We start from the raw sequence: 24,254 nt of genomic DNA, 5'->3' as shown, positions 1-24,254 counted from the left end.
GAGGGCCGGTGCCGGTGTGAGTGGGCGGAGCTCCGGTGGGCGATCCGGTTGCGACTGGCCGAACTCGAACTCGTCAGGAACCGGGCGTTCGCCCGCTACCGCCTGCAGGAGCGCGACGAGTGGGAGGCGATCAGGGGAACGCTCCGCTGGAAGCCGACGGCCTTCGGGGACGCCGAGTCCGAGGCGTGATCAGCCGCCCCGAACCGGCACCTTCGCCAGTTCGACGCGCCGTTCGACCGTCTCGACGGACCCCCCGCCGTAGACGAGGGCGACGGCCTCGACGGCCCGAGGGGTCGACCCCGCCGGAATCGACCACTCGGCGGTGACGGTCCGGTGCTCGCCGGGCGCCAGGCGGTCGGTGCTCGCCCGCCCGGCGACGGTCCGCCCGTCGTCGAGGTGGACCGCGAGCAACTGGAACTCGTAGTCGGTCTCGCCGGTGTTGCGCACGTCGACGGTGAGCGAGAGCGGCCAGCGGTCGCCGTCGACCTCCCGGAGGACCGCCGACGCGAGCCGTTCCGTCCGGTCGGTCTCGGGGAGTACGTCGTCGCCGACGCCCACCGGATCGACCGCCCCGGGGGTGTCCGTCGCGGTGCCGCCGTCGGTCGAGCCGCCGTCACCGTCCGCGCCCCCGAACTGGTTCCGGAGGAGGCCGAGAAAGGTGAGCCCCTCGACGAGTATCGGGATGCCGATGCCGAACCCGACGAGCAGGCGGATCAGCGTCCGCTTCGAGATGCCGCCGGGCGTTCCGTCGTCCGAACCGGTCGGCCGACTGTTCGTCCCGTCGGTCTCGTCGCCTGGTGTGGTGGAGTCGTCGGTCACGGGTGGAGAGGGGCAGCGGAGATTAGACCGGAATCGGCGGGCTGCCCGGCGCGAACAGGCCGTCGCCGACCAGCGCCCACAGCGGCAGGCCGTAGGCCAGCGCGATCAGCACGATGGCGACCGCCGTCCAGAGCTTCAGGTTGTCGAGGATCCGCGGGCTGTGTTCCGGCCCCGAGAGCGGCGTCGGGATCGAACTGTTGACCCGGAGGGTGTCGGTGCCGTCGCCACCGAGCCAGGTCGCGAAGACGACGAGCAGGAACAGGACGAGCGCGACGAACAGGAGGGTGCCGCCGATGGCGATCTGGAGGCGCATCTCGCTCACGCCGCCGACGACGCCCTCGAAGGCGACGCTTCCGTACTGCGGTTCGGCGGTGCGCCGCGGGATCCCCGCGAGGCCGGCGCGGTGCATCGCGTTCGACATCAGGGTCATGCCGACGAACCAGAGGTACGGCTGGACCGTCGCCAGCGTGCGGAACCGCAGGCGGTTGCCGGTGATCTGCGGGAACAGCCAGTAGCCCGCCGCCATGAACGTGAGCGCGGAGGCGGTGCCGACGGTGAGGTGGAAGTGGCCCGGCACCCACAGCGTGTTGTGGATGAGGTAGTTGATGTTCATGCCCGCGTTGATCATGCCGGAGAAGCCGCCGGCGGCGAACATGAGGCCGGCGAGCGCACAGCCGGCGAAGGCGGGTTCGTCCCAGGGGAGTTTCCGCAGCCAGGACAGCCGCCCCTCACCGCCACGCTGTCTCGCACCGTGTTCCATGCTGGCGACGACGGTGAAGGCGGTGAGCAGGCTCGGCAGCAGGAGGAACATGGTGTTCGTCATCGCGATGAACTTGAACCCCTCCGGAATCCCGGGGTCGACGTACTGGTGGTGGAAGCCGACCGGCGTCGACAGCAGGAGAAAGAGGACGAACACCACCCGCGCGAGCGGGTCGCTGAACAGGCGTCCCCCCGACAGTTTCGGCAACACGGTGTACCAGATGAAGTAGGCCGGCATGAGCCAGAAGTAGACGACCGGGTGGCCGAAGTACCAGAACAGCGTCCGGGTGAGGAGCGGGTCGACCTCCTGGATCAGGCCGAGCGACCACGGCAGGAGGAAAAAGAGGACCTCGACGGCGACGCCGGCCGACGAGATGTACCACATCAGCATGGTCGTCAACACCATGAACGTCTGCAGGGGAATGCGCGCGTCGGGGTTGTCGCCCCGCCAGCGCCAGTAGGTGCGGAACCAGTCGACGCCCGCCAGCCACGAGCCGACGATGAAGAGCGTCAGCCCGAGGTAGAAGAGCGGGTGTGCCTCCATCGGCGCGTAGAACGTGTAGAGCACGTCCGCGCTCAGGGGCATCGAGGGGACGAGGCCACCGAGGATGGTGACCGCCGCCATGAGGGAGCCAACGAGCATCAGCCCGAACCAGGTCATCGCGAACCGCGCGCTCGGCAGCGAGCGGTCGAGACTGCGGGTGACGCCCCACGTGAACAGCCCACAGAGGGCGAAGGTGGTGAACACCAGCGCGAGGAGGACGCCGTGGCCCGTGAGCACCGTGTAGTAGTCGGCGGAACTCACGAAGCCGCGGAAGTAGCCCGTCCGGTGGAGCGCCTGCACCATGCCGAACAGGCCGCCGACGCCGAGCGCCAGGAAGGCCACGGCCATGTTCCAGCGAACGATGCGCGCGTCGGTCGGGAAGTCGTCGACGTATGCCATGTTAGCTCTCCTCCGATCGGTACTCGTCCTCCGGAACGACGACGAGTTGTCCGGCCATCGTGTGGTGGCCGGCACCGCAGTACTCGTGACAGACGATGCCGTACTCCGCCGGTTCGTCGAACCGGACGGTGACCTCCGAGACCTGTCCGGGGATCACCATGAGGTTGACGTTGGTGCCCGCGAGTTCGAAGCCGTGGGTCACGTCCGGAGTGGTGATGTAGAAGGTCACCGTGGAGTCGGCCGGCACCCGGATCGGCTCGGTGGTGCCCGGCTGGAAGAGGAACTGCCGGGCCACCACGTGAACCTCGTACTCGTCCTCGGCGACCCGGGTCACGCCGGGGTCGCCGAACTCGGTGTCGCCGAGCGACCCGGGATCGACCGTCCCGCCCGAGTCGTCGATCATCTTCACGCCCGGGCCGACCGCACCGTAGGTCACCGTCGCGATGAGCCCGACGATCAACAGCAGCGCGCCAGCGGTCCAGATCTTCTCGTATCGATGAATTTCCATGCGTGTGCCCTCCAGTTACCCGATCACCGTCGGTCCGCCGCCGAGGAACTCGACGAAGTACATGAACACCCACAGCAGGCTGATGATGCCGAGGTAGACGACGATCAGCGTCGCCGTCCCGTACGGGTCGAACTCGTCGTGGCCGAGTTCGCGGACGACCCCCGACTCGAAGACCGACTCCGCGGGCGTCCGCTCGGCCGCCGTGGGCGCGGCGTCCGTCCCGCCGGTCGTCGTGACCTCGTCGTAGTTGAGGAACACCCAGGCGGTGACCCCGAGGACGAGCGCGAGCGTCGCCGCGACGGCGCCGCCGATCAGTCGGAAGGCGAAGATGAGCGTGGGCGAGGTTGCGGTGCCGCCGGCCCCGCCGGTCTCGCCGGCCTCGCCGGCCTCACCGCCCTCGCCGCCCTCGCCGCCACCGCCACCGCCACCCGTGCCCCCGCCCCCGCCGACGACGACGGCCCCCTTCATCCCGAGCGCGAGGTGTGGCTGGCAGTAGTACGTGTAGATCCCCTCGGTCTCGAAGGTGTGTTCGTGGGAGTAGCCGGTGTTCTCGATGGCGCTGACGCCCTCCCAGCCGGCGCCGGAGGGCTGGTCCTCGATCAGGATGTTGTGCGTGTCCGACACCCACTCGAAGGTGACCGTCGTGCCGGGGTCGACCCGGACGGCGGCCGGGCCGAAGGCGTAGGGGCCGCCGTTGCCCTCGGACCCCACCTCGACCGTCACGGAGTCCTGCCCGGTGCGGTCGACGGTGCCGTCGAAGTTCTGGGTCTCGGCACCGCGGCCGGAGCCGAACCAGCCGCCGTAGTCGACGCCGTTCTGCGCGGCGACGGTGCGGGCGCCGAGGCCCGCCGCGGCCGCCCCGACGGCCGTCCGGAGCGCCGTCCGCCGGGTCATGCGCTCCGTCATGCCCGTCGCCCCCCGTGGTCGTCGGTACCCGTCTCGTCGGTGAACGTCTCACTCGTCGGCCGCGAGCGACCGGTCGGAGGCCGTCCCCGTGTCTCCGTCCCGCGACGACGGGGACCGTACCCCCGCCGTCGTCCGGTCTCACCCCCGTGCCGCCCGTCGGTGAGCCGTTCGCTACCGTCGGATGCCACCATACGTGCGACCACGGCACCTGTATCACATAATACGGATTCCCGATTTTCGCCTCGTTGGAATCGCGGCGGCAGTTATTAGGCGGACACGCCGAGATATCCGGTATGGTTTCCATTCGCCGAATACCGTTCGTGGCGCTGCTCGCGCTGCTTCCGGTCGCGCTGTACGCGCTGTCGGTCGACGCCGTCGTGGTCGTGGCGCTCGTCAACGTCGTCCTCATCGCCGCGAGCGTGTACGCGATGTTCCTGCCGAGCGAGTCGACGCTCAAGACCGCCTCGGCGTAGGCGATGATCGAACTCGCCGGCGCCGTCGGGGGCGACGTCTCCCTCCTCGTCTTCCTCGCCATCGGCGTCCTCGGCGGCGCCCACTGCCTCGGGATGTGTGGCCCCCTCGTCACGCTGTACGCCGACCGGCTCGGTGCCGCGGAGTCGTCGCGTGGGGACGGCGGTACCACCCGGGTCCGCCCGGTCGACGTCCGACAGCACCTCCTGTTCAACGCCGGCCGCACGCTCAGTTACGCGACCATCGGCGCCCTGATGGGGGCGCTCGGGGCGCTCCTCTTCGACGTCGCGGCCGTCGCCGCGCTCGCGACCGACGTCCGCGCGGTCACGGGCGTCCTCGCCGGCGGCGTCATCGTCGCCACCGGCGCCGGCTACCTCCTCCGTGGCACGGCCCGCGGGCACTCCCTCCCGCTCGTCGGCGGCGCCTTCTCGCGCGTGTACGGCGCCGTCACCGCCCGCGTCGACGAGTGGGTCCGCGGCCCCCGGATCGTCGCGCTCGGCGCGATCCACGGACTCCTGCCCTGTCCCCTGCTCTACCCCGCCTTCCTCTATGCCTTCGCCGTCGGCTCGCCGACCCGCGGGGCGCTCTCGCTCGCGGTCCTCGGTGCGGGCACCGTGCCGACGCTGCTGGCCTACGGCACCGTCTTCCAGTCGCTCGGGACGGACACCCGGGTGGGACTCCACCGCGCCCTCGGCGTCGCCTTCGTCGCCCTCGGCTACCTGCCGCTGGCACACGGGCTGGGCCTCCTCGGGGTCCACCTCCCCCACCCGTCGATCCCCGTCTACCAACCCCTCGGATGACCTGCACGCTCTGTGACCTGCCGACGCCCGACCCGCCCGTCACCGAGGAGGGCGTCGAGGGGACGTTCTGCTGTCGGGGCTGTCTCGAAGTGGCGCGGTCGCTCGACGAGGCCGAGGGCGCGTCGGCCGCGGACGTGGACGGGGCGGACGGCGTCCGCGAGACGCTCGGGGACGACGACGGGAGCGGCGACCCGGCCGCCGAAGCCGACGCGGACGTCGCCTTCGTCGCCGTCGACGGCATGCACTGTGCGACCTGCGAGGCGTTCCTGGAGTCGCGGGCGACCGACCACGAGGGCGTCGTCGCCGCGGAGGCGTCCTACCCCTCGGATCTGGTGCGGCTCGTCTACGACGGGGAGCGACTCGCCGAGGACGACCTGCCCGCCCTCTTGGACGGTGCGGGCTACCGCGCCCGCGGGGTCGACGAGGACGGCGAGGACGACACCACCGAGACGGTCGGTCGCCTCGTCATCGGCGGCTTCTTCGGCATGATGACGATGGCGTGGTACGTCCTCTTTCTCTACCCCACGTACCTCGGCCTCGGCGCCGACCTCCTGTTGCTCGACGTGACGGGCACGGCCGGCGACTACCTGCTCTGGAACGTCTGGGTGATGACGAGCGTCGTCCTCGGTTACACCGGCTACCCCATCCTTCGGGGCGCCTACGTCAGCCTCCGGGCCGGCCGGCCGAACATGGACCTGCTGGTGGCGCTCGCGGCCGGCACCGCCTACGTCTACAGCACCGCGACGCTCCTCCGGGGTGGCACGGAGGTGTACTTCGACATCACGACCGTGGTCGTCCTCGTGGTCACCCTGGGGGGCTACTACGAGACGCGGCTGAAGGAGCGGGCGGCCGGCCAGCTGACGGAACTCACGGAGAGCCGGGTCGACGAGGCGCGCCGGCGCACGGACGGGGGCGCGGAGACGGTCTCCGTCGACGACCTGCGCCCGGGCGACGAGGTGATCGTCGGGACGGGCGACCGCGTCCCGGTCGACGGCGAGGTGATCGAGGGGACCGCCGCCGTCGACGAGTCGCTCGTCACCGGCGAGTCCGTGCCCGTCCGCCGGACGGTGGGCGAGGAAGTGATCGGCGGCGGCCTCGTGACCGAGGGCGGCGTCGTGATCGAGGCGGCCGACGGGGCGACGAGCACGCTCGACCGCCTGGTGACCCACCTCTGGCGCGTCCGGAGTTCGCGCTCGGGCGTCCAGCGTCTCGCCGACCGGATCGCCGCGGTGTTCGTCCCCGTGGTCGTCCTGCTGGCGGCCGCGGCGTTCGTGGGCCACATCGCCCTCGGCGCGGCGCCGACCGACGCCTTCCTGACCGGGCTGACGGTGCTGGTGGTGTCGTGTCCCTGCGCGCTGGGGCTGGCGACGCCGCTGGCCGTCGCCACGGGCGTCCGCGAGGCGCTCGACCGGGGCGTCGTCATCGTGGAGGGCGACACCTTCGAGCGGGCGAGCGAGGCGGAGATCGTCGCCGTCGACAAGACGGGGACGCTGACGACGGGCGAGATGCGCCTGCACGACGCCGTCGGGAGCGAGGCGGCCGTCGCCCGCGCGGCCGCCGTCGAGACGTTCGCGGAGCACCCCATGGGACGGGCGATCGGCGAGGCGGTCGACCCGGTCGACGCGGCCGTCGAGGGGTTCGAGCGCCACCCTGGCCGGGGGGTGAGCGGCGTCGTCGACGGCACGCGGGTGACCGTCGGCCGCGCCGACCTGTTCGCTGACGCGACGGTGCCCGACCCCTACCGCGAGCGCTACGACCGGGCCGTCGAGGCCGGGCGAATCCCCGCGTACGTGGGCTGGGACGGCGAGGTGCGGGCGGTGCTGGTCGCCGGCGACGAACCGCGACCGGAGTGGGCGGCGGTCGTCGCCGACCTCGCCGAGACGGTCGACCGGGTGGTCGTCCTCACGGGCGACGGCGAGGCGGCGGCCGCGCGCTTCCGCGACCACCCCGCCGTCGACGACGTCCTCGCGGACGTGCCGCCGGAGGGGAAGGCGGCGGTGATCGAGCGCCTGCGGGCGGAGGGCACGACGGTGATGGTCGGCGACGGCAGCAACGACGCGCCGGCGCTGGCGGCGGCGGACCTCGGCGTCTCGCTCGAGAGCGGCACGCGCCTGGCGGCCGACGCCGCCGACGCCGTCGTCACCACCGACGACCTGACGACGGTGCCCGCGGTGTTCGACCTGACCGCGGCGACGAAGCGGCGCATCCGGGGGAACCTGGCCTGGGCCTTTCTCTACAACGCCGTCGCGGTGCCCGCGGCCGCCCTCGGCGCGTTGAACCCGCTCGTCGCCGCCGTGGCGATGGGGGCGAGCAGCCTGCTCGTCGTCGCCAACTCCGCGCGGGGATTCGACGTCGACGCGGCCGACCCGAGCGGACGCCACGACGCCGGCGGCGACCACCCCGCGGCGACGCCGGCGGCGACCGACGGCGGTGCGTGACCGGATCGCTCAAACGCGCGCTTGTGCTTTACACAGCCTTTTGGCTCCCGGGGACGAGGGACCGACCATGCCCTCCGTCCGTTCCGTCCGCGCCCGGGGTGCCGCCGAACGCGCCGGGGTCGCCGTCCGCGCCGCCGCGTTCTGGGCCGCCGTCGCGCTCCCCTTCTCCGCCATCGCCCTCCTCGCACTCGGGTGGGACCTGTCGCTCGTCGCCGTCGTCCTCGCGGTCAACGCCGCGGCGCTGTACCTCGGCCACGGCTACCGGGACCGGTCGGATCGCTAACCGGCAGCATAAGGCCGTCCCCCGGCAACCGTCGAGCGAATGCGGGTGACGCTACTCGGAACCGGCGACACGACCGGCACCCCGACCGTCGGCTGTGACTGTGCCACCTGCGAGCGGGCGCGGGAACTGGGCGTCGAGCGCTCGCGCTTCTCGGTCCACGTCGAGAACGAGCGAACCGGCGAGTCGCTGCTGATCGACTGCAGCCCCGACTTCCGCCACCAGTTCCTCACGCAGGACGTCCCCCTGCCGGACGCCGCGCTGGTGACGCACATCCACTTCGACCACCTCGACGGCCTCGGCAACGCCTACCGCCTGTTCGACGACCTGCCCGTCCACGCGACGGACGTCGTCGATCCGGCCACCGACGAGAGCGTCGCGGAGACGATCCGCCGGAAGTACGACTACCTCGACCGGGTGACCGTCCACGGCCACGACCCCCACGAGCGGGTCCGGGTCTGTGGGCTCGACGTCCGGTTCGTCCCCGTCGATCACCCCCCGCTGCTCTGTTACGGCGTCGTCGTCGAGGACCCCGAAACGGGCGCCAAGTGCTCGCTCACCGGGGACACGAGCTTCGGGATTCCCGTGGACTCCCGGGCGGCGCTGGCGGATCCCGACCTCCTGCTCGCGGACGCCATCGTCCCCGCGTCGGCCGCCGAAGCCCACCCGCTCGGCGGGAAACACCGGACCGACGAGGGCGTTCCCCGGACCTTCGGGACGAAACACATGACCCGCGAGGGGGCGCTGGATCTGGCGGTGGAACTCGACGCCGACCGGACGCGACTGGTCCACCTCGCGCACTTCTACCCCGCCGACGAGGCGTTCGCGGATCCGCTGGCGGTCGACGGGGAGACCTACGATCTTTAAGGGACGAGCCAACGCAGTCGCGCCCATGACCGTCGTCTCGACGCTCGGCCGCGGCGCCGCGAGCGGCCTCGCGGGCGCGCTCGTCTGGATCGGCGTCTCGCTGCTCTTTCTCGGCACCCCGGACCCGCGGCGCGCGGCGGCGGCCGGCCTCGCCCTCGGCGTCGCCGTCGCCCTCGCCACCGGGATCGCGAGGCGGCTCTGAGGCCTCGCCCTCGGGCGCGCCCGCCTCAGCCGAACCGGTCGAGGCCCGCCTGCCGCCGGGCGACGCCCTCCGGGTCCGCGACCCACGGCGTCCGGGCGTCTCGCAGGCGCTCGCGGTCCACCGCGGGCGGGTCGGCCGCCTCGAAGGCCGGACACGACTCGCCGCAGTCGTGCCCGGGGTCGACGACGCGGTCGAAGGCGGTGCAGTGGGGGCGGCCGTCGTCGGTCGGCCGCATCGACGCACACCCCGGATACTCGCGGGGTCGCCACCCCTTGCCGTAGGCGCGTTCGGCGACGGCGCGGCGCTTGCGGGCCTTCGCCGCTGCGGGGACGATTGCCACGTCCGTCCGGAGCGGGTGGTCCGCGAGGGGTTCGACGCCCGGCGAGTCGGGATCGAGCGGCGTCGGCTCGCGTATCACGGTCAGGTCGCCGCCGGAGAACCGCCAGACCCCGACCGCCTCTGGCACCCGGTTCAGGTGCGCGCCGGTGACGTAGCTCTCGGTGGCGAGGACGACGGCATCGAAGAGGCCCAGGGCGACGTCCCGGCGCAACTGCCGTTCCAGGTCGCCGGGGCGCCCGAGGTCGGGTTTGTTCTCGACGCCGACCAACCGGCCGACCCAGTCGGGGTAGCGGGTCGTCGCCCGGACGTGCCGGCGGCTTCCACGCCGCTCCGCCTCGAAGTACCCCACCTCGACCGCGCGGTCGGCCGCCCGGCGGGCGACGTCGGGCGCGCAGTCGAAGGCCGCGGCGGGGTCGACCGCCCGACCGGGACCCACGTCGCTCTCGACGGCGCGGGGCGGGATGGTCTCGCTCGTGACCGCCGCCCGGCGGTCGAACTCGGGACCGGGGACGAGGGCACAAATATCGACGACGCGGGCGCCGGGGTCGGCGACCGAGGCGCCGAGCTGGCGGCCGAGTACCCACTCACGGGTATCTTCGAGATGCGCGCACAGCGCCAGTTCGAACGCGTACTCCGAGTCCACGCCCTAGTCGTCGACGACGACTTCCACGGGGTCGTCGTCGCCGTCGTCGTCGGCCGCCAGGTCGCTGTCGTTCTCCTGCCAGAGGAGGACGGCGGCGACGAGGACGACGATCCAGGACCGCCAGTTCGCCAGGTTCAGGGTGTAGCCGATGCCGAAGGGCTTCTCGACGACCATCCCCTCGCCGGGCTTCCAGTGAGCGGAGAGCAGGCGCCCGAGGCTCGGGCGCTCGAAGTTGTACGGAATGCCGAGGATCGAGCCGGACTGCGGTTTGTCGACCATGGGAGAGTCGTACGGCTCCCCGGGATAAATCGTTTCGGCTCCGGATGCGACCGGGAACAGGGTTATTGCCCGTCGCCGCGCATCGTCTACCGACTCTGTCATGAGCGATTCCGGGGGGGATCCGGCGGACGGGGCGTCGGGGGGGACCGACGCCGGGGGCGTCGAGTACGGCGAGGTGGCGGTCACGCTCGCGGCCGTCCTCGCGCTGGTCGTCGCCGCCGCGCTCCTCCCCGCGGCCGGCCTCGGGAGCGGCGGTGGCGGCGGGGACGGAGCGGCCGGAACGGCCGGAACGGCGACCACGACGCCCGGCGGGACGCCGGGAGACGCGGCGACGGGGACGCCGGAGGGCGGATCGAGCGGTGACTCCACGACCGCCGCCCCCCTCGGTGGCGGGTCGCCGAGCGGCGTCTCCCTCTCGAACCCGCCGGAGCGGACGGCGATCGGATCACCCCGGCCCTCGGGCGCCCCGCTGGCACAGACGCCGCAGTTCGTCGTCGAGGCGCCCCGGAACGCCTACTGGCGACAGACCGCCTACAGCCGGTACACGGGGTCGGCGTGGGAGCGGTCGCCCCGGTGGCAGCCGATGAGCGAGGGGGTGCCCGACGACGGGCGAACCGCCACGGGTGGACGGATGGATTACGAGGTCACGCTGCTCGTCCCCTCGTCGTCGCTGCCGACGGCGTGGCGACCGGAGCGGGTGACGGTGCCGAACCGGAGCGTCGGCGTCGAGGCGTCGACGCTCGGCGGCGTCCGCACCGACGGATCGCTGCCGGCGGGGACCACCTACCGGGCGCGGAGCGCGACCCCACCACGGTCGCCGGCGGCGTTGCGGGCGGCGGGCACCGACTACCCGCCCGAACTCGAACGGCGCTACACGCAGGTGCCCGCGGCGACGCCCCGGCGGGTCGGGGCGTTCACGGCCGACCTGACCGCCGGCGCCGAGACGCCGTACGACACGGCGGTGATCGTCAGGGACTGGCTCCGGACGAAGCCGTACTCGCTGAACGCCAGCCACGAACCGGGCGAACCCATCGCCGACCAGTTCGTCTTCGAGATGGAGCGCGGCTACTGCCAGTACTACGCCACCTCGATGGTCGTCATGCTGCGGACGCAGGGCGTCCCGGCGCGGTACGTCGTCGGCTACGCACCCGGCGAGCGGGTGGGCGAGAACCGCTACCTCGTCACCGCCGACCGGGGCCACGCGTGGGTGGAGGTGTACTTCCCGGAGGTGGGGTGGGTGCGCTTCGATCCGACCGGCACCGGCCGACTCCCGGTACGGAACCCCCAGCCTCCCTACGACATCTCGCTGAACCGCTCGGCCGTCGCCGGCGCCCGCGTCGCCGTGAGCGTCGAGAAGAACGGCACCCCGGTGGTCGGCGCGCCGGTGTTCGTCGACGACGAACGGGTCGGCTGGACCGACGCGCGGGGGCGGGTGACGACGACCCTGCCGTACGACGCGACGGTCACCGTCACGGCGCGACCGCCCGACGGCGTGACGAAGTACGACGACGGGACGACGGCCGCGTCGCGGACGACGGGGGGGACCGCGCCCGTCGACGCGGCGCGACGCCCCGGATCGACCGGACGCCTCGCCGCCGCGCGACCGCCGGCCGGCCTCGGACAGCGGGAGACGCCCGCGAACGCCTCCTCGCGGACCTACCGGAGCGACACGAACGTGACGCTGTCGGTGCGGGGCCGCCCCGTCGCGGGCGGCGGCGTCACCGTCGTCGCGGCGATCCGGGACGTGCCCTTCAGGGGCGCGACGGTGACGGTGGACGGCGAGCGCGTCGGGGAGACGGGGGCGAACGGCACGGCGGGCGTCTCGCTGTCGGGCGTGGCGCCGGGGACCCACACCCTCCGCGTGCGCCGCGACGCGGTGAGCGCGAGGACGACGCTTCGGGTCCTGGAACCGGGCGAGGGGGATTCGGCGGAGCGGGCGGGTCCCGACCCGATCGCCGTCGCGGTGGACGCGCCGCTCGGCCTGCCGCTCCCGGGTGGGCCGGCGACGGTGACGACGACGCGGAACGGGTCACCGGTGCGGTCGACGGTGCGCGTCGACGGGCGCACGGCGGGGCGGACCGACGCGAACGGAAGCCTGAGCGTGACCCTGCCGGTCGCGGGATCGGCGGCCGTCGTCGCGCGGGGGCCGGCGGGGACGACGGACCGGGCGACCGTGGCGGGGCTCTACCGCAACGCGGCGCTCCTCGGCGGCGTCCTCGCCGCCCTCGGCGCGGTCGGGTGGTGGCTCCGGCGGCGGGGCGTCACCCCACGGGGGGGCGCCCGGACGCTCGCGACGGCGCTGTCGACGCTCTCGGCGCGGGCGGTGGCGGCGTGCATCCGCGCCGCCGAACTCCTCGGGGCGGCCGGTCGGGCGCTCCGCCGCGGCCTGCGGTGGCTCGCGGGGCTGCCGGCGCGGGTGGCGACCCGGGGGCTCGCCGCCCTCGCGGCGCTCGACCCGCGGCGACTGTGGCGGTGGCTCGCCGGCCTGCTGGCGCGCCGCGGCTCCGGCGCGACCGGCGGGAGCGACGGGGCGAGGGGTGGCGGGGAGCCGTCGGCGACCGCGGCCGGCGACGGCGCCCCGTCGACGCTCCGGTCGTCCTGGCGGGAGTTCGTCGCGCTCGTCGCGCCGCCGGGGGCGCGCACCCGGACGCCCGGCGAGATCGCGCGCTACGCGGTCGATCGGGGGTTGCCCGAGAGGCCGGTTCGGATCTTGACCGAGGCGTACCGCGACGCCGAGTACGGTCGCCTCGCCCCCGACGAGGAGCGACTGGCTCGCGTCCGCGAGGCGGTCGCGGCGCTCCGCGCCGCGGCGCGGGGTGAGGAGCCGTGACCCGCCGGACGCGCCGGCGGGTCGCCGTCGGCCTCGCCCTCGCGGGGGTCGGCTTCGCCGCGAGTTACGGCTACGCGCCCGGCCTCGTCCCCGCGTCGATCCGGCGGGGCGCGGCGACGCTCGGCGGGCGACTCGACCCCGGGCTGGCGCTCCTGATCGTCGGCGCGACGACGGGCGTACTCGGCCTGCTCTACGCGTGGATCGGCCAGCGCGACGACGCGGGGTCGCTGTCGACGCCCGCGGACGCCGCCCCGAAGCGTCGGACGGCCGTCGCGGGAGGGGACCTGACGGCCCACTACGACCGGATGGCGACGGGCGACGGCGCCGCCGACGCCGACCCGCTCCGCGAACGACTGCGCGACGCCGTCGTCGAGGCGTACCGACGCGAGCGAGGGGTCGAGGGCGCGTCGGCGGTCGTCGACGAGGGGGCGTGGACCGACGACCGGTACGCGGCGGCCTTCCTCTCGACGACCGCCGCGGTCGACTACCCCTGGTATCACCGCCTCTACGCCTGGCTCTACCCGGCGCGGGCGTACGAGCGTCGGGTGAACCGCACGCTCCGCGCCGTCGAGCGGACGTGCGAGCGGCGGGTGACGGGCTACGACGCGCCGACGCGGGCGGCGGGCGGGTGGCGGCGTCGACTCCGGGCGGCGCTGGAGGGGTCGTCGTGACCCGACGCGTCCACCGATACCGGGGGCTCGTGGCGGCGACGGTGGGGCTCGTGGCGGCTGGCGTCGCCACGGGGACGGGGACGCTCCTGCTCGCGGGACTGATCCCCCTCGCGTTCGTCGCCCAGGGTGCGCTCTCGACGCTGTCCCCCCTCGACGGTCGAGTGCGGGTGGAGCGCGAGGTACGCCCGGAGACGCCGCTGCCGGGACAGCCGGTCGAGGTTCGGCTCCGGGTGACGAACGTCGGCGAGTCGGCGATGCCCGACCTCCGGGTGGCGGACGGCGTGCCCGAGGAACTCGCGGTGAGCGAGGGCGACGCCCGGGCGGGGGGTGCCCTCCGGAGCGGCGAGACGCTGACCGCCGCGTACACGCTGACCGCGAACCGGGGGAGCTACGCGTTCGACCCCGTGACGCTCCGCGCGGCCTCCGTGAGCGGGACGGCCGTGACCGAGACGACCGTCGAGGCCGAGGGGGTCGAGGCGTTCGACTGCCGGGTGGCGGTCGAGGACGTGCCGCTCCGGCGGCGGACGTCGGCGTTCGCGGGGGCGCGGTCGTCCGACACCGGCGGTGTGGGCGTCGAGTTCTACGCGACCCGCGACTACCGCGCCGGCGACCCGGCCAGCCGAATCGACTGGCGACGCTACGCGAAGACGGGGGAGCTCTCGACGGTGGAGTACCGCGAACAGCGCGCCGCACGGGTGGCGGTGCTGATCGACGGCCGCGAGCCCGCACACGTCGCCGCCGGCGACGCTCGCCCTACGGGCGCGACGCTGTCGGCCTACGCGGCCACGCTCGCGGTGAGCGTCCTCCGCGACGCCGGCCACCACGTCGGCGTCGGTGCGCTCGGCACCGCGCATCCGATCACCGGGGATCGGCCGGCGTGGGTGCCGGCGGACGCCGACGGCTTCCCGACCCACGCCGCCGCCGTCTGCAACGCGGCCGCGACGGGGACGGACGACGCGGTGCCGGCGACGGCGGCGCTGGCCGACGGCGGTGGCGGGGGTCTGGAGCGACTCCTCGGTCGCCTCCCCGCGACGGCGCAGGTGCTCCTCTGTACCCCGGCCGTCGACGACGGCGTCGCGGCGGCGGTGGAGTCGATCCGGGTTCGCGGCCACGAGACGACGGTCCTCTCGCCGGACGTGACGGGGGAGTCGGTCGGGGGGCGGGTCGTCGCGCTCGAACGGGGCCTGCGGCTGGACCGACTTCGCCGCCTGGGCGCGACGGTCGTCGACTGGGACCGCGACGAGCGGTTGCCGGCCGCGCTGGCCCGGACGCTCCGGGCGGAGGTGCGGTGATGGCGGCCGCCGACGGGGCGACCCTCGGGGCGGGCGCCTCCCGGCCCGCGAGCCTCGTGGTCGGCGGTGCCGTCGCGGGAGGGCTGACGCTGGTGGCGGCCACCGGCGGCGGCGCCGCCGTGGGACTGACCGCGGCGTCGGGGGGGTTGCTGGGCGTCGCCGTCCTGTGTCGCGCCCGCGAGGGGCCGGCGGCGGCGGCCGCGGCGTCGGCGCTCGTCCCCGTCGTCGCCCTCGCCGGCCTCGGGGGAACCGGCCTCCTCGTGGCCGCCAGGGTCGACCCCGCGGCGCTCGGGCGGCCGCTCGCGCTCCTCCCCGCCCTCGCCCTCGCCCTCGGGACGGGGCTGGCGGCCTTCGGCGCCGCGGGGACGCTCGGCGACGGCATCGGCGACGGTGCCGTCGCGCGGACCTGGCGCTCGGCGACGGCGTCGGCGTCGGTCGTCGGCGTGGCCCTCCTCGCCCGCCTCGCGTCCGGCCCCGGCGCGCTCCCGGCCCCGGCCGTCGACGTCGGGGGGCTCCTCGCCCCCCTGCTGGCGCCGGTGGGGCCGACGCTCGGGCTGGCGACGTTCGCGACGCTGGTCGGCGCCGCCGCCCTCGCCGGGCGGGCGGCGGTGTCGGCGCTCCCCGTCGTGGAACTGACGCCCCGGCGGCGCCGCGATGACGTGCGCGCGGCTGTCGAACGGGTCGCCGCCGCACTCCTGACGGCCGCGAAGTACGGCGCTCTGGCGGCGCTCGCGAGCGTCCTGACGGTCCTCCCGCCCGTCCGGGCGGCGATCCCGGTGGCGGCCCTCGCCGCACTCGTCGCGTCGTCCGCGCTCCGGAGTGGGCTCCTCGCGCTGGCCGTCGCCGCCGGCGGCGTCGCCCTCGCCAGCCGCCTCCTGCGGGCCGCCGCGGGCGAGACGGCGGCGACGCTCGGCCGCCTCCTGCCCGCGACGGCCGGTGGCGTCGGCGTCGTCCTCCTCGCCGCGGCCGGCGGCGGCGTCGTCCGCCCGCTGGTCGGTGGCCTGCCGGCCGGCGTCCGGCCGGTCGCCGCGTCCCTGCTGGCGGCGCTGTCGCCGGCGGGGCTGGTGCTCGGCGTCGCGCTGGTCGCGCTCGTCGCGCTGACGGCGCTCCTGACGGCGCTCGTCGCCGCCGGCGGCGCCGGACTGCTGCCGACGCGGGGGAGCGGCGGGGCGCTCGCGGGGGTGGGCCTCGGCGCCGTCGCGACGGTCCTGGGCGTCGGCGGCGCCGACCCGCTCGTCACCTTCGCGCTCGTCGGCCTCGCCGTCGTCGCGTGGGACGCGAGCGACCGGGGCGTGAGCGCGCGGGCGGATCTGGGTCCCCGGTCGGCCGCCCGGATCGAGGCGGTCCACGCCGTCGCGAGCGTCGGCGTCGCCACCGTCGGCGTCGCCGCCGCGTGGGCGGTGACGGGGCTCGTCGGCGCGGTGCCGCCCCCCGACGGCGCGCTCGTCGGCGCCGTGGTCGCCGTGGCGGGAGCGGTGGTCCTGATCGGCCTCCTCCGGGGTTAGTCGGCCGTCGCCGCCGGCACCTCGACGGCGTCGAGGACGCTCTCGACGACCGCCCGGGGGTCGGTCCCGCGGACGGTCGCCTCCGAGGTCAACACCAGCCGGTGGGTCAACACCGCGGGCGCGATCGCCTTCACGTCGTCCGGGGCGACGTACGACCGGCCGGCGACCACCGCCCGGGCGCGGGCGGCCTCGAAGAACCGCTGGATGCCGCGCGGCGAGACGCCCACCTCGACCCGGGAGTCCTCGCGCGTCGCCCGAGCCACGTCGACGAGGTACCCCCTGACCGCGGCGCTCACCGTCACGCGCTCGGGGACCTCCCGGAGGGCGGTCACCCGATCGGCGTCGACGGCGGCCGAGACGCTCGGCTTCGTCGTCGTGCGGTTGCTCCGGCGGTCGAGGAGTTCGAGTTCGCCCGCGCGGTCGGGATACCCCATCGACGCCTTGACGACGAAGCGGTCGCGCTGTGCCTCCGGCAGGGAGAAGGTCCCCTCCTGTTCGACGGGGTTCTGGGTGGCGACGACGAAGAAGGGGTCGGGGAGCGAGTGGGTGTCCCCGTCGACGGACACCTGTCCCTCGTCCATCGCCTCCAGGAGCGCCGACTGGGTCTTCGGCGGGGCGCGGTTGATCTCGTCAGCGAGGACGACGTTCGCGAACACGGGGCCGCGCTGGAACCGAAACGCGCCCTCGTGTTCGTCGTAGACGTTCGTGCCCGTGATGTCGCCGGGCAGGAGGTCGGGCGTGAACTGGATGCGCTTGAATCCGAGCCCCAGGGCGTCGGCCAGAGCGATGGCCGTGAGCGTCTTGCCCGTCCCCGGGACGTCCTCGACGAGGACGTGCCCGCGGGCGAGCATCCCGGTCAGTACCGTCTCCAGGAACCCGCGGTCGGCGACGACGGCCTCGCCGACCCGGTCGACGATGTCCTCACAGACCGCGGCCGCCGCGCCGACGTCCATCCCGGTCACAGGTGTCGAGGACGGGATCGTTCCACAAAGCTCTGACGCCGTTCCGATCGACCGAATCGTTCACTATCGTCCGTTCTGGACGCTGAGGCGCCAGAATTATGCCTCTCGGACGCCAAGGTTGAACCGATGGAACACACCCCCGCGCGGTCGCCCTCCACCGGCGAGGACCGCAAGGCGACGCTCTTCTGTCCCGAGTGCGGACACGCGAGTCCGCTCGACGGCGACTGGGACGTCCGGACGGTCGGCGGCCACCGGCGCGTCCGCTGCCCCGAGTGTCGAACCGTCGTCGACGAGCGCCGTGGCACGGATCGGCGGCCGGTCCGGGCGGGCGCCCTCGACCGCTGTGTCGACGCCTGGGAGCGCTACTGGTCGGCGTGGACGGCGCTGTTCACCGGCGGGGCGGCCGAATCCGACTGCTGATCGCCGGTCACTGGTACCGGCCGCGCCCCTCGACGTCCCGAAGGCGCGAGATGACGGCCGCCTCGCCCGTCTCCGCGTACCCCGCCTCGAACGCCGACAGCGCCGCCTCCGCGGCGTCCGCCGTCGCCGTCCCCCGGACGCTCCCCTCGAAGACGTGACAGTCCATCGCGTGATCCTCGACGTGGCCGCTGTGGTAGCCGAGACCGAAGTCGATCAGGTAGCACCGTTCCCCGTCGACGCGGACGTTCCGGACCGTCGGGTCGCCGTGGACGACGCCGGCGCCGTGGAGCGTCGCGAGATGCTCGCCGACGACGCGGGCGCGGGCTGGCGTGAGGGCGGCCGCGAGGTCGGACTCGCCGACCCGGTCGAACGTCAGCGTCGCCTCGGCCACGTCCACGTCGCGGACGACGGGCGTCGGGACGCCCCGCCGCCGGGCCTCGCTCGTCAGGCGCGCCTCCGCGACCGTCCGCTCCCGGCGGAGGCGCTCGTCGAGGGTCGGATGGCGGTACGACTTCGACAGGCGGCGCTTGGTGACGCGGTCCGCCGCCACCGTGACGACGGCCTCGGCACCCTGCCGCTCGGCGGACTCCTCGGGAGCGACGGCGACCGACTCGTCGCGCCGCCAGGTGACCGGCACCTCGTCGGGCCGGAAGTTCGGATCGACCGCCGACTCCTCGACGGCCAGCGTCTCGTCGGCGGCGTACATCTTCGCGCCGAGAACGGCGATCATGCCGGCGTTGTCCCGTAGGTAGCGGGGGTCGGGCGCGTAGAACTCGGCGCCGCGGTCGGCACACATCGTCGACAGCATCTCCCGTAAGCGGTCGTTCTGCCCGACGCCGCCGCCGAGGACGAGTTCGTCCGATCCCGTCAGCGACAGGGCGCGTTCGGCCACCTCGGTCAGCATGGCGAAGATCGTCTCCTGCAACGAGAAGCAGACGTCCTCGACGGGCGTCCCCTCGTCGTAGGCGTCCTTGGCGGCGCTCATCAGCCCCGAGAACGAGAAGTCCATCCCCTTGACGACGTAGGGCAGGTCGACGTACTCGCCGTCCCTGGCCGCGTCCTCAACCTTCGGGCCGCCGGGGTGTGACCAGCCGACGTGTCGCGTGAACTTATCGAGGGCGTTCCCGACGCCGGTGTCCATGGTTTCGCCGAGGACGCGATACCGACCGTCGTGGTAGCCCAGCAGGTGGGCGTTGGCGCCGCTGGCGTTCAGGCAGACGGGCGAGTCGAAGCCGGAGCCGTGGCGCCCGATTTCGAGGTGGGCGACCATGTGGTTGACGCCGACGAGGGGCACGTCGAGGGTGCCGGCGAGGGCGCGGGCGGCGGTGCCGACGACGCGGAGACAGGGACCCAGACCCGGCCCCCGTGAGAAGGCCACGGCGTCGATCGGACCGTCGGCGGCGTCGAGGGCCGCCTCGACGACGGCGGGGATGGCCTCGCCCATGTGTTCGGCGGCCTCGCGCGGGTGAATGCCGCCGCTGTCGGGCTGGTAGGCGTCGGTTTCGATGAACGGCGGGTCGGCGTCGAGGGGAGCGTCCGGGTCGAACCGGTAGACGGCGGCGCTGGCCGCCCACGCCGTCCCCTCGATGCCGAGGATCCGCATCGGTGTCCGCTATGCCTCTTCGGCGTCGGCGTCCTCGGCGTCCTCGGCGTCGGCGCTGATCTTGTTCCGGTCGAGCATGTGGTCCTGCTCGACGTCGCGGGCGTGGTCCGGGCTCTCGTACACCTTGGCGTAGCCGATGGTCTTGCGCATCCCGAACTTCGTGTCGAGTTCGTGGACGACGACCTCGTCGGAGTCCTTGTTGAGTTTGGCCGCGAGACTGTCTCGAACGGAGAGTCGCGAGGGGGTGGCGTCCTCGTGAGTGATCCGGAAACGCACGTCGGTGCGGTGCAACATGGGGTTCTCGTCTTCCTCGATGATATCGATATCCATCGTTCAGTTACCCATACGTGGTCTCGAACCGGACAAAAGGATTACGAAGCGCCCGAATCGGCCGAATCGCCGAGTATCGCGAGCGCGGCGTCCACCTCGCCGGCCATCCGGGAGAGCAGGTCGCGGGCGGTCGCCCGCGACTCCTCGGTGACGGGTACGAGCACCATCCCCTCCCCCGGTTGGCCGTAGACGACCGCGCCCCCGAGCGGCGCCGCGAGGAGGGCCGGGAGCGTCGCCAGGTCCTCCTCGCCGTCGACGCCGACGACGGTGGGGCCGTCGTCGAGGGCAGCCACGAGCGCCTCCAGCAGTTCTTCGGAGAGCGTCGCTGGCGGGTTCGTCACCTCGACGTCCGGGGCCGGCAGGGAGCGAGCCACCTCGTCGGCGACGGCGTGGCGTTCGGTCTTGCCGTCGATCACCGCGACGTCGGGCGGGCGGCCGGCCTCCACGAGGTGGGCGGTGACCACGTCGCCGACGGCGATCAGCGGCCGGCCGGCGCCGTCGGCAGCGAGGAGGGCCGCGGGATCGGTGAAGACCGGGCCCAGTGGCTCCTTGAAGGCTCCCCGGAGGTCGTCGGGGAGTTCGAGCACGGTCAGCGGACCTTCAGCGCGTAGCCGCCGGGTTCGGAGACGTTCATCTCCTCGGCCACTTCGGAACGCTCGGGGTGGGTGATGATGACGTAGCCCGCCCAGTCCTCCGTGAGGCTCGACGACCCGCAGTTCGCGCAGGTCTGCGTGTCGGGGTCGTTGATGAAGTGACACTCACGGCAGGCGAGGCGGTCCTCGGCCATCAGTTACCCTCCATCTGCGCCTCGCGTTTCTGTCGTTCCTCTTCGAGCCAGCCGTGCTTGCCCAGTCCCGGCTGTTTCGCCGTCAGTCCGATCTTGCTGTCCCGGGGATTGCGCTCGTCGACGCTCTTGGTGACGATCCGCACCCGGACCTCGTCGTCGACGCCGAGCGTTCGGTTCGTCTCCGTCGAGGCGAGTTGCTGGTTCTCGCCGTCGTAGGCGAGGTATTCGTCGGAGATCTGTGAGACGTGGAGCAGGCCGTCGACGGGGCCGATCCCGACGAAGGCGCCGAACTCCACCACCTCGACGACGGTGCCGTCGACGACCTCCTGCATCTGTGGATCGAAGGTGATGGCGTCGAAGTCGGCCTCGTAGTAGACGCCGGGGCGGTTGGGCAACACCGCACCGTCGCCGATGTCGTGAACCTCGACGACGCTCACGACGCTCCCCACCTCCTCGTCCATCCGGCCTTCGAGTTTGTCTTGGAGCAGGCGCTTGACCCGCTCGGGCGTCACGTCGGCGAGGTGCCGCGGCGGCACCTCGACCGTGTCCTTGAGTCGTACCCGTTTGTACATGCTAAGGTTGTGTTATGTTCAGTGTGTTCCGACCCCTTAAACCGATCACCCGAACGCCGCGTTCGAGCAGGCGGTCTTTCAGTGGGCCGTCGTTCGTCACGACGTACTCGCACTCGCCGCGTTCGGCGAGTTCGACGAGGGCGTCGTCTGCGTACGATGCGTCCGTCTCCACCACGCGACAGCGGTCGGCCAGGTCCCGGCCGACACTGGCGGCGGTGGCCTCCTCGCCCGCACCCGTGGCCAGGGTCTCCAGTTCCGCGATCACCGCGGCCGGCGTCACGAACTCGACGTCGCCCAGCAGGCGGTCGAGTTCGTCGAAGACACGCACGTCGCATTCGACCGGCATCATGAGCGCGCTGGTGTCCATGGCGACGGGTGGCCCTGTCACTTGAGCGTGCCGATGCCGATGAGCCGCCAGCGGGCCCCGACCCGGCGGTTGATGGCGATTTTCGACCCCGACTCCGCACAGACGGGGCGTTTCAGCGATACCTCACACTCGCCGGACCGCGCGCTGGTCACCGCACCGACGGTCGTCGCGGTGCCGACGGTGAGCATCAGCGGTTCGCCCGTGGAGATCTCCTCGATCTCGTCGCCCTCCTCGCCGACGACGCGATCCAGCAGTTCCACGTCCATCTCGAAGGCCTCGTGGGTCGGCGGGAGCGTCCCGGGGTCGCCCGCGACCTGCCCCGCCAGCGCGTCGCCTTTCGTCAGCGACGGGTCGAGGCCGGTTCCGACGCCGAGGAGGCCGCCGGGGCGAGCCACCTCGACCGACTGGCTCCCCGCCTGGAGCGAGCGCACCTCGGTCGTGATGGGGCGCCACTCGGTCTGTCCCCCCTCGTCGACCTCGCGACCCGGACGGAGTTCGATCTCCTCGCCCGCCTCCAGGGTGCCGTCGACGAGGCTGCCGCCGACGACGCCGCCCTTGAGGTCCGCCCAGGTCGTCCCCGGCCGGTTGATGTCGAAGCTCCGGGCGACGAACATGCGGGCGGCGTCGCTCTCGTCGCGCTCCGGCGTGGGGATCTCCCGCTCGATCGCGTCGATGAGGAGGTCCATGTTGACCTCCTGCTGGGCGCTGATCGGGACGATGGGGGCGTCCTCGGCGACGGTCCCCTCGACGAACTCCTCGATCTCCTGGTGGTTCCGGACCGCCTGCTCGCGGTCGACCAGGTCGATCTTGTTCTGTGCGATGACGATGTTCTCGACGCCGATGATGTCCAGCGCCATCAGGTGCTCCTCGGTCTGGGCCTGCGGGACGGGATCGGTCGCGCTCACGACCAGCACCGCGCCGTCCATGAGCGCGGCCCCCGAGAGCATGGTCGCCATCAGCGTCTCGTGCCCCGGCGCGTCGACGAACGACACCGTCCGCAGCACCTCGCTCTCCGAGCCGTCCGGACAGGTCTCGTCGACGGTGTAACACTCCGGTTCGTCGACGCCCGGACAGCGGCGGAACGTCGCGTCCGCGTACCCGAGCCGGATGGAGATACCGCGTTTCATCTCCTCGGAGTGCTGGTCCGTCCACGAGCCGCTGAGGGCCTGGACCAACGTCGTCTTGCCGTGATCGACGTGGCCCACGAGACCGATGTTCACCTCCGGTTGCTGGTGTGTTTCCGTCGCCATTGAGAGTAATCTTGGAGGAATTTCGCTCCCTGCCGGTGATAAAGTTGCTGTTCTCCGACGGGTAGCGGCCGAGCGGGCGAGACGGCCGAGCGGCACCGCCTCGGTGGCACCGCCGCCCCGCAACACGGGGCCGGACGGCCGATTCGGGACCGACGCCTCTTTCCCCCGACCGGTCCCACGGCCGGTATGCTTCGGTACGTCACGACCAACCCCGGGAAGGTCCGGGAGGTCCGCGAGTATCTCGACGACGGCTCGGTCTCCCAGCTCGACTTCGACTACCCCGAGATTCAGGCGCCGACGCTGGAGCCCATCGCGGCCCGCGGCGCCCGCGAGGCCTACCGACACGCCGGTGATCCCGTCCTCGTCGACGACGCCGGCCTGTTCGTCGACGCCCTCGACGGCTTCCCCGGCCCCTACACCGCGTACGTCGAGGAGAAACTCGGCATCGAGCGGGTGAGCGCCCTCGCGCGCGACGCCGCGGACCCGGCCCGCGCCGCCTTCCGTTGCGTCCTCGCGTACTGCGACGGCGAACCCTTCGACGCGAGCCCCGACCCCATCGACCGCGGGGACCGCGCCGCGGCCGCCGCGGCCGACGGCGAGGACGACGCCGACGCCGGCCCTCCGGTCAAACTCTTCGAGGGCGCCGTCCGCGGCCGCCTCGTCGAACCCCGGGGCGACGAGGGCTTCGGCTACGACCCCGTGTTCGAACACGAGGGGACGACCTTCGCGGAGATGGGGCCGGCGAAGAAAAACGCCGTCTCGCACCGCGGCCGCGCCCTGTCGAAGTTCGCGGAGTGGTACGCGACGCGGTGACGACCACGGGGGGCCGTCGGCGGCGGTCACTCACGCGGATCCCGATCAGGCCCCGGATAGTCGCCGCCGACGGCCGCCCGATAGAGGCTCTCGGCGTCGAACAGCGTCGCGAAGGCCCGAGGGTGTCTGACGCTCGTCTCGATCCGCCCGCCGATGGCCGCCCCCGCCGACGCCGACAGCAGCGACTCGTCGAGGGTCAGCAGGTGCATGGCGCCGCCGCGGTAGGCGCTCGCGAGCGCCGGGTGGTCACCGGCCGGGTGGTCGACGCGCTCGCTCGCCCCCTCGATCCGGTCGCGCCAGTCCTGCGCCAGCGACGCGTCGCCGAGGTCGGTGAGCACGGCCTCGGCGTCGTCGAGGAGCGGGTCGCTGGCGACGAGGGTCAGCCACGAGTGTTCGCGGACGCGATCCAGTGCCGCCCGCGAGTGGCCGCCGACGAGGACGTCCGCCGCGAGCACGTCCGCGTCGGCGACGATCCGCGTCGGCGCGGGCTCAGTCATCGCCGTCGCGGCGGCGACGGAGCGCGTCGATCACGTCCGCCTCGGTCCGGTCGTAGCGCTCGGCGCGCGCGAAGATGTCCGCCCAGGTCACGGTCACGCCG

28 protein-coding genes are annotated in these 24,254 nt (G+C 73.3%); 13 read left to right on the top strand and 15 right to left on the bottom strand.

Going from position 1 to position 24,254, the window contains the following annotated elements; genetic code table 11:
* Positions 1 to 48: 48 nt before the first annotated feature.
* Positions 49 to 189 (top strand): hypothetical protein, encoded by a 141-nt coding sequence (locus tag NBT67_RS10530; RefSeq protein WP_251344402.1) that lies wholly within the window; start codon positions 49 to 51, stop codon positions 187 to 189.
* Here NBT67_RS10530 and NBT67_RS10525 read toward each other — a convergent pair whose 3' ends face one another.
* The 4 genes from NBT67_RS10525 to NBT67_RS10510 are packed head-to-tail and all read right to left on the bottom strand — an operon-like array spanning position 190 to position 3,935.
* Positions 190 to 819: a hypothetical protein gene (locus tag NBT67_RS10525; RefSeq protein ID WP_251341679.1), complete on the bottom strand. Its 630-nt coding sequence runs from the start codon at positions 817 to 819 to the stop codon at positions 190 to 192.
* A gap of 22 nt (positions 820 to 841) precedes the next feature.
* The gene (locus NBT67_RS10520) at positions 842 to 2,521 is read right to left on the bottom strand and encodes a b(o/a)3-type cytochrome-c oxidase subunit 1 (protein ID WP_251341678.1); all 1,680 of its coding nucleotides are present in this window, start codon (positions 2,519 to 2,521) and stop codon (positions 842 to 844) included.
* Position 2,522: 1 nt separating this feature from the next.
* Complete coding sequence (locus NBT67_RS10515; protein ID WP_251341677.1) at positions 2,523 to 3,029, bottom strand: cytochrome c oxidase subunit II; 507 nt, start codon at positions 3,027 to 3,029, stop codon at positions 2,523 to 2,525.
* A gap of 15 nt (positions 3,030 to 3,044) precedes the next feature.
* Positions 3,045 to 3,935: a halocyanin domain-containing protein gene (locus tag NBT67_RS10510; RefSeq protein WP_251341676.1), complete on the bottom strand. Its 891-nt coding sequence runs from the start codon at positions 3,933 to 3,935 to the stop codon at positions 3,045 to 3,047.
* A gap of 293 nt (positions 3,936 to 4,228) precedes the next feature.
* On the opposite strand from NBT67_RS10510, the gene NBT67_RS10505 reads away from it, so the two are divergent.
* The 6 genes from NBT67_RS10505 to NBT67_RS10480 all read left to right on the top strand — a co-directional run bounded on the left by NBT67_RS10505 (position 4,229) and on the right by NBT67_RS10480 (position 8,993).
* Positions 4,229 to 4,408 carry a DUF8131 family protein gene (locus tag NBT67_RS10505; RefSeq protein WP_251341675.1) on the top strand — a complete coding sequence of 60 codons (180 nt, stop codon included), beginning with the start codon at positions 4,229 to 4,231 and terminating at the stop codon, positions 4,406 to 4,408.
* A 3-nt stretch (positions 4,409 to 4,411) separates the two neighbouring features.
* The gene (locus NBT67_RS10500) at positions 4,412 to 5,206 is read left to right on the top strand and encodes a sulfite exporter TauE/SafE family protein (protein WP_251341674.1); all 795 of its coding nucleotides are present in this window, start codon (positions 4,412 to 4,414) and stop codon (positions 5,204 to 5,206) included.
* Positions 5,203 to 7,644, top strand: coding sequence for a heavy metal translocating P-type ATPase (locus tag NBT67_RS10495; protein WP_251341673.1), 2,442 nt, complete (start codon positions 5,203 to 5,205; stop codon positions 7,642 to 7,644). The genes NBT67_RS10500 and NBT67_RS10495 overlap by 4 nt, the downstream gene beginning before the upstream one ends.
* Positions 7,645 to 7,711: 67 nt before the next feature.
* Entirely contained in the window at positions 7,712 to 7,927 is a 216-nt protein-coding gene (locus NBT67_RS10490; RefSeq protein ID WP_251341672.1) for a DUF8028 family protein, read from the top strand.
* Positions 7,928 to 7,966: 39 nt separating this feature from the next.
* Entirely contained in the window at positions 7,967 to 8,791 is an 825-nt protein-coding gene (locus NBT67_RS10485) for an MBL fold metallo-hydrolase (RefSeq protein WP_251341671.1), read from the top strand.
* A gap of 25 nt (positions 8,792 to 8,816) precedes the next feature.
* Entirely contained in the window at positions 8,817 to 8,993 is a 177-nt protein-coding gene (locus NBT67_RS10480) for a hypothetical protein (protein WP_251341670.1), read from the top strand.
* A gap of 25 nt (positions 8,994 to 9,018) precedes the next feature.
* Here NBT67_RS10480 and NBT67_RS10475 read toward each other — a convergent pair whose 3' ends face one another.
* Positions 9,019 to 9,975 (bottom strand): DUF5787 family protein, encoded by a 957-nt coding sequence (locus tag NBT67_RS10475; protein WP_251341669.1) that lies wholly within the window; start codon positions 9,973 to 9,975, stop codon positions 9,019 to 9,021.
* 3 nt (positions 9,976 to 9,978) lie between these two features.
* Positions 9,979 to 10,254, bottom strand: coding sequence for a DUF5808 domain-containing protein (locus NBT67_RS10470; RefSeq protein WP_251341668.1), 276 nt, complete (start codon positions 10,252 to 10,254; stop codon positions 9,979 to 9,981).
* Positions 10,255 to 10,354: 100 nt separating this feature from the next.
* On the opposite strand from NBT67_RS10470, the gene NBT67_RS10465 reads away from it, so the two are divergent.
* Genes NBT67_RS10465 through NBT67_RS10450 form a run of 4 tightly spaced genes read left to right on the top strand, consistent with a single transcriptional unit; the run spans position 10,355 to position 16,552 of the window.
* Positions 10,355 to 13,084: a transglutaminase domain-containing protein gene (locus NBT67_RS10465; protein ID WP_251341667.1), complete on the top strand. Its 2,730-nt coding sequence runs from the start codon at positions 10,355 to 10,357 to the stop codon at positions 13,082 to 13,084.
* On the top strand, positions 13,081 to 13,755 hold the full coding sequence (locus NBT67_RS10460; RefSeq protein WP_251341666.1) for a DUF7269 family protein: 675 nt from the start codon (positions 13,081 to 13,083) through the stop codon (positions 13,753 to 13,755). Before NBT67_RS10465 ends, NBT67_RS10460 begins: the two co-directional genes overlap by 4 nt.
* A complete protein-coding gene (locus NBT67_RS10455; RefSeq protein WP_251341665.1) occupies positions 13,752 to 15,047 on the top strand; it encodes a DUF58 domain-containing protein in 1,296 nt (431 codons plus the stop codon). Before NBT67_RS10460 ends, NBT67_RS10455 begins: the two co-directional genes overlap by 4 nt.
* The gene (locus NBT67_RS10450; protein ID WP_251341664.1) at positions 15,047 to 16,552 is read left to right on the top strand and encodes a hypothetical protein; all 1,506 of its coding nucleotides are present in this window, start codon (positions 15,047 to 15,049) and stop codon (positions 16,550 to 16,552) included. The genes NBT67_RS10455 and NBT67_RS10450 overlap by 1 nt, the downstream gene beginning before the upstream one ends.
* On the opposite strand, the gene NBT67_RS10445 is transcribed toward NBT67_RS10450, so the two are convergent.
* Positions 16,549 to 17,505: an AAA family ATPase gene (locus NBT67_RS10445; RefSeq protein ID WP_251344371.1), complete on the bottom strand. Its 957-nt coding sequence runs from the start codon at positions 17,503 to 17,505 to the stop codon at positions 16,549 to 16,551. The genes NBT67_RS10450 and NBT67_RS10445 overlap by 4 nt on opposite strands.
* A gap of 135 nt (positions 17,506 to 17,640) precedes the next feature.
* On the opposite strand from NBT67_RS10445, the gene NBT67_RS10440 reads away from it, so the two are divergent.
* Positions 17,641 to 17,934, top strand: a complete 294-nt coding sequence (locus NBT67_RS10440; RefSeq protein WP_251341663.1) for a DUF8106 domain-containing protein — start codon at positions 17,641 to 17,643, stop codon at positions 17,932 to 17,934.
* A gap of 7 nt (positions 17,935 to 17,941) precedes the next feature.
* Here NBT67_RS10440 and NBT67_RS10435 read toward each other — a convergent pair whose 3' ends face one another.
* From NBT67_RS10435 to NBT67_RS10405, 7 genes are read right to left on the bottom strand one after another with little or no spacing between them, the layout of a single operon-like run.
* Positions 17,942 to 19,537 carry a bifunctional N(6)-L-threonylcarbamoyladenine synthase/serine/threonine protein kinase gene (locus NBT67_RS10435; RefSeq protein ID WP_251341662.1) on the bottom strand — a complete coding sequence of 532 codons (1,596 nt, stop codon included), beginning with the start codon at positions 19,535 to 19,537 and terminating at the stop codon, positions 17,942 to 17,944.
* 9 nt (positions 19,538 to 19,546) lie between these two features.
* Complete coding sequence (locus NBT67_RS10430; protein ID WP_251341661.1) at positions 19,547 to 19,867, bottom strand: 30S ribosomal protein S24e; 321 nt, start codon at positions 19,865 to 19,867, stop codon at positions 19,547 to 19,549.
* Positions 19,868 to 19,908: 41 nt separating this feature from the next.
* The gene (locus NBT67_RS10425) at positions 19,909 to 20,454 is read right to left on the bottom strand and encodes a GTP-dependent dephospho-CoA kinase family protein (protein ID WP_251341660.1); all 546 of its coding nucleotides are present in this window, start codon (positions 20,452 to 20,454) and stop codon (positions 19,909 to 19,911) included.
* Between the two features lie 2 nt (positions 20,455 to 20,456).
* Positions 20,457 to 20,654 carry a transcription elongation factor subunit Spt4 gene (gene spt4, locus NBT67_RS10420; protein ID WP_251341659.1) on the bottom strand — a complete coding sequence of 66 codons (198 nt, stop codon included), beginning with the start codon at positions 20,652 to 20,654 and terminating at the stop codon, positions 20,457 to 20,459.
* Positions 20,654 to 21,226: a DNA-directed RNA polymerase gene (locus tag NBT67_RS10415; protein WP_251341658.1), complete on the bottom strand. Its 573-nt coding sequence runs from the start codon at positions 21,224 to 21,226 to the stop codon at positions 20,654 to 20,656. Before NBT67_RS10415 ends, spt4 begins: the two co-directional genes overlap by 1 nt.
* Before the next feature lies 1 nt (position 21,227).
* Positions 21,228 to 21,593, bottom strand: a complete 366-nt coding sequence (locus tag NBT67_RS10410; protein ID WP_251341657.1) for a PIN domain-containing protein — start codon at positions 21,591 to 21,593, stop codon at positions 21,228 to 21,230.
* Between the two features lie 17 nt (positions 21,594 to 21,610).
* The gene (locus NBT67_RS10405; protein WP_251341656.1) at positions 21,611 to 22,843 is read right to left on the bottom strand and encodes a translation initiation factor IF-2 subunit gamma; all 1,233 of its coding nucleotides are present in this window, start codon (positions 22,841 to 22,843) and stop codon (positions 21,611 to 21,613) included.
* A 186-nt stretch (positions 22,844 to 23,029) separates the two neighbouring features.
* Here NBT67_RS10405 and NBT67_RS10400 point away from each other — a divergent pair, with 186 nt between their 5' ends.
* Positions 23,030 to 23,656 carry a non-canonical purine NTP pyrophosphatase gene (locus NBT67_RS10400; RefSeq protein ID WP_251341655.1) on the top strand — a complete coding sequence of 209 codons (627 nt, stop codon included), beginning with the start codon at positions 23,030 to 23,032 and terminating at the stop codon, positions 23,654 to 23,656.
* Between the two features lie 26 nt (positions 23,657 to 23,682).
* Here the strand turns inward: NBT67_RS10400 and NBT67_RS10395 are convergent, their stop codons facing one another.
* Positions 23,683 to 24,153, bottom strand: coding sequence for a DUF7384 family protein (locus NBT67_RS10395; protein ID WP_251341654.1), 471 nt, complete (start codon positions 24,151 to 24,153; stop codon positions 23,683 to 23,685).
* Positions 24,154 to 24,254 lie beyond the last annotated feature (101 nt).

Origin of the sequence: Haloplanus sp. GDY1, from assembly GCF_023703775.1 — an archaeon.
Classification (GTDB): domain Archaea; phylum Halobacteriota; class Halobacteria; order Halobacteriales; family Haloferacaceae; genus Haloplanus; species Haloplanus halophilus.
This window is presented reverse-complemented; position numbering and strand designations above follow the sequence as displayed.

What these genes read in the sequence shown, in the direction of transcription:
- NBT67_RS10465 (WP_251341667.1), top strand. Translation starts at nt 10,355, where the DNA reads ATGAGCGATTCCGGGGGGGATCCGGCGGACGGGGCGTCGGGGGGGACC.
- NBT67_RS10485 (WP_251341671.1), top strand. Translation starts at nt 7,967, where the DNA reads ATGCGGGTGACGCTACTCGGAACCGGCGACACGACCGGCACCCCGACC.
- NBT67_RS10520 (WP_251341678.1), bottom strand. Translation starts at nt 2,521, where the DNA reads ATGGCATACGTCGACGACTTCCCGACCGACGCGCGCATCGTTCGCTGG.
- NBT67_RS10400 (WP_251341655.1), top strand. Translation starts at nt 23,030, where the DNA reads ATGCTTCGGTACGTCACGACCAACCCCGGGAAGGTCCGGGAGGTCCGC.
- NBT67_RS10490 (WP_251341672.1), top strand. Translation starts at nt 7,712, where the DNA reads ATGCCCTCCGTCCGTTCCGTCCGCGCCCGGGGTGCCGCCGAACGCGCC.
- NBT67_RS10440 (WP_251341663.1), top strand. Translation starts at nt 17,641, where the DNA reads ATGGAACACACCCCCGCGCGGTCGCCCTCCACCGGCGAGGACCGCAAG.
- NBT67_RS10415 (WP_251341658.1), bottom strand. Translation starts at nt 21,226, where the DNA reads ATGTACAAACGGGTACGACTCAAGGACACGGTCGAGGTGCCGCCGCGG.
- NBT67_RS10480 (WP_251341670.1), top strand. Translation starts at nt 8,817, where the DNA reads ATGACCGTCGTCTCGACGCTCGGCCGCGGCGCCGCGAGCGGCCTCGCG.
- NBT67_RS10450 (WP_251341664.1), top strand. Translation starts at nt 15,047, where the DNA reads ATGGCGGCCGCCGACGGGGCGACCCTCGGGGCGGGCGCCTCCCGGCCC.
- NBT67_RS10395 (WP_251341654.1), bottom strand. Translation starts at nt 24,153, where the DNA reads ATGACTGAGCCCGCGCCGACGCGGATCGTCGCCGACGCGGACGTGCTC.
- NBT67_RS10445 (WP_251344371.1), bottom strand. Translation starts at nt 17,505, where the DNA reads ATGGACGTCGGCGCGGCGGCCGCGGTCTGTGAGGACATCGTCGACCGG.
- NBT67_RS10515 (WP_251341677.1), bottom strand. Translation starts at nt 3,029, where the DNA reads ATGGAAATTCATCGATACGAGAAGATCTGGACCGCTGGCGCGCTGCTG.
- NBT67_RS10410 (WP_251341657.1), bottom strand. Translation starts at nt 21,593, where the DNA reads ATGGACACCAGCGCGCTCATGATGCCGGTCGAATGCGACGTGCGTGTC.
- NBT67_RS10505 (WP_251341675.1), top strand. Translation starts at nt 4,229, where the DNA reads ATGGTTTCCATTCGCCGAATACCGTTCGTGGCGCTGCTCGCGCTGCTT.
- NBT67_RS10405 (WP_251341656.1), bottom strand. Translation starts at nt 22,843, where the DNA reads ATGGCGACGGAAACACACCAGCAACCGGAGGTGAACATCGGTCTCGTG.
- NBT67_RS10500 (WP_251341674.1), top strand. Translation starts at nt 4,412, where the DNA reads ATGATCGAACTCGCCGGCGCCGTCGGGGGCGACGTCTCCCTCCTCGTC.
- spt4 (WP_251341659.1), bottom strand. Translation starts at nt 20,654, where the DNA reads ATGGCCGAGGACCGCCTCGCCTGCCGTGAGTGTCACTTCATCAACGAC.
- NBT67_RS10435 (WP_251341662.1), bottom strand. Translation starts at nt 19,537, where the DNA reads ATGCGGATCCTCGGCATCGAGGGGACGGCGTGGGCGGCCAGCGCCGCC.
- NBT67_RS10430 (WP_251341661.1), bottom strand. Translation starts at nt 19,867, where the DNA reads ATGGATATCGATATCATCGAGGAAGACGAGAACCCCATGTTGCACCGC.
- NBT67_RS10470 (WP_251341668.1), bottom strand. Translation starts at nt 10,254, where the DNA reads ATGGTCGACAAACCGCAGTCCGGCTCGATCCTCGGCATTCCGTACAAC.
- NBT67_RS10495 (WP_251341673.1), top strand. Translation starts at nt 5,203, where the DNA reads ATGACCTGCACGCTCTGTGACCTGCCGACGCCCGACCCGCCCGTCACC.
- NBT67_RS10510 (WP_251341676.1), bottom strand. Translation starts at nt 3,935, where the DNA reads ATGACGGAGCGCATGACCCGGCGGACGGCGCTCCGGACGGCCGTCGGG.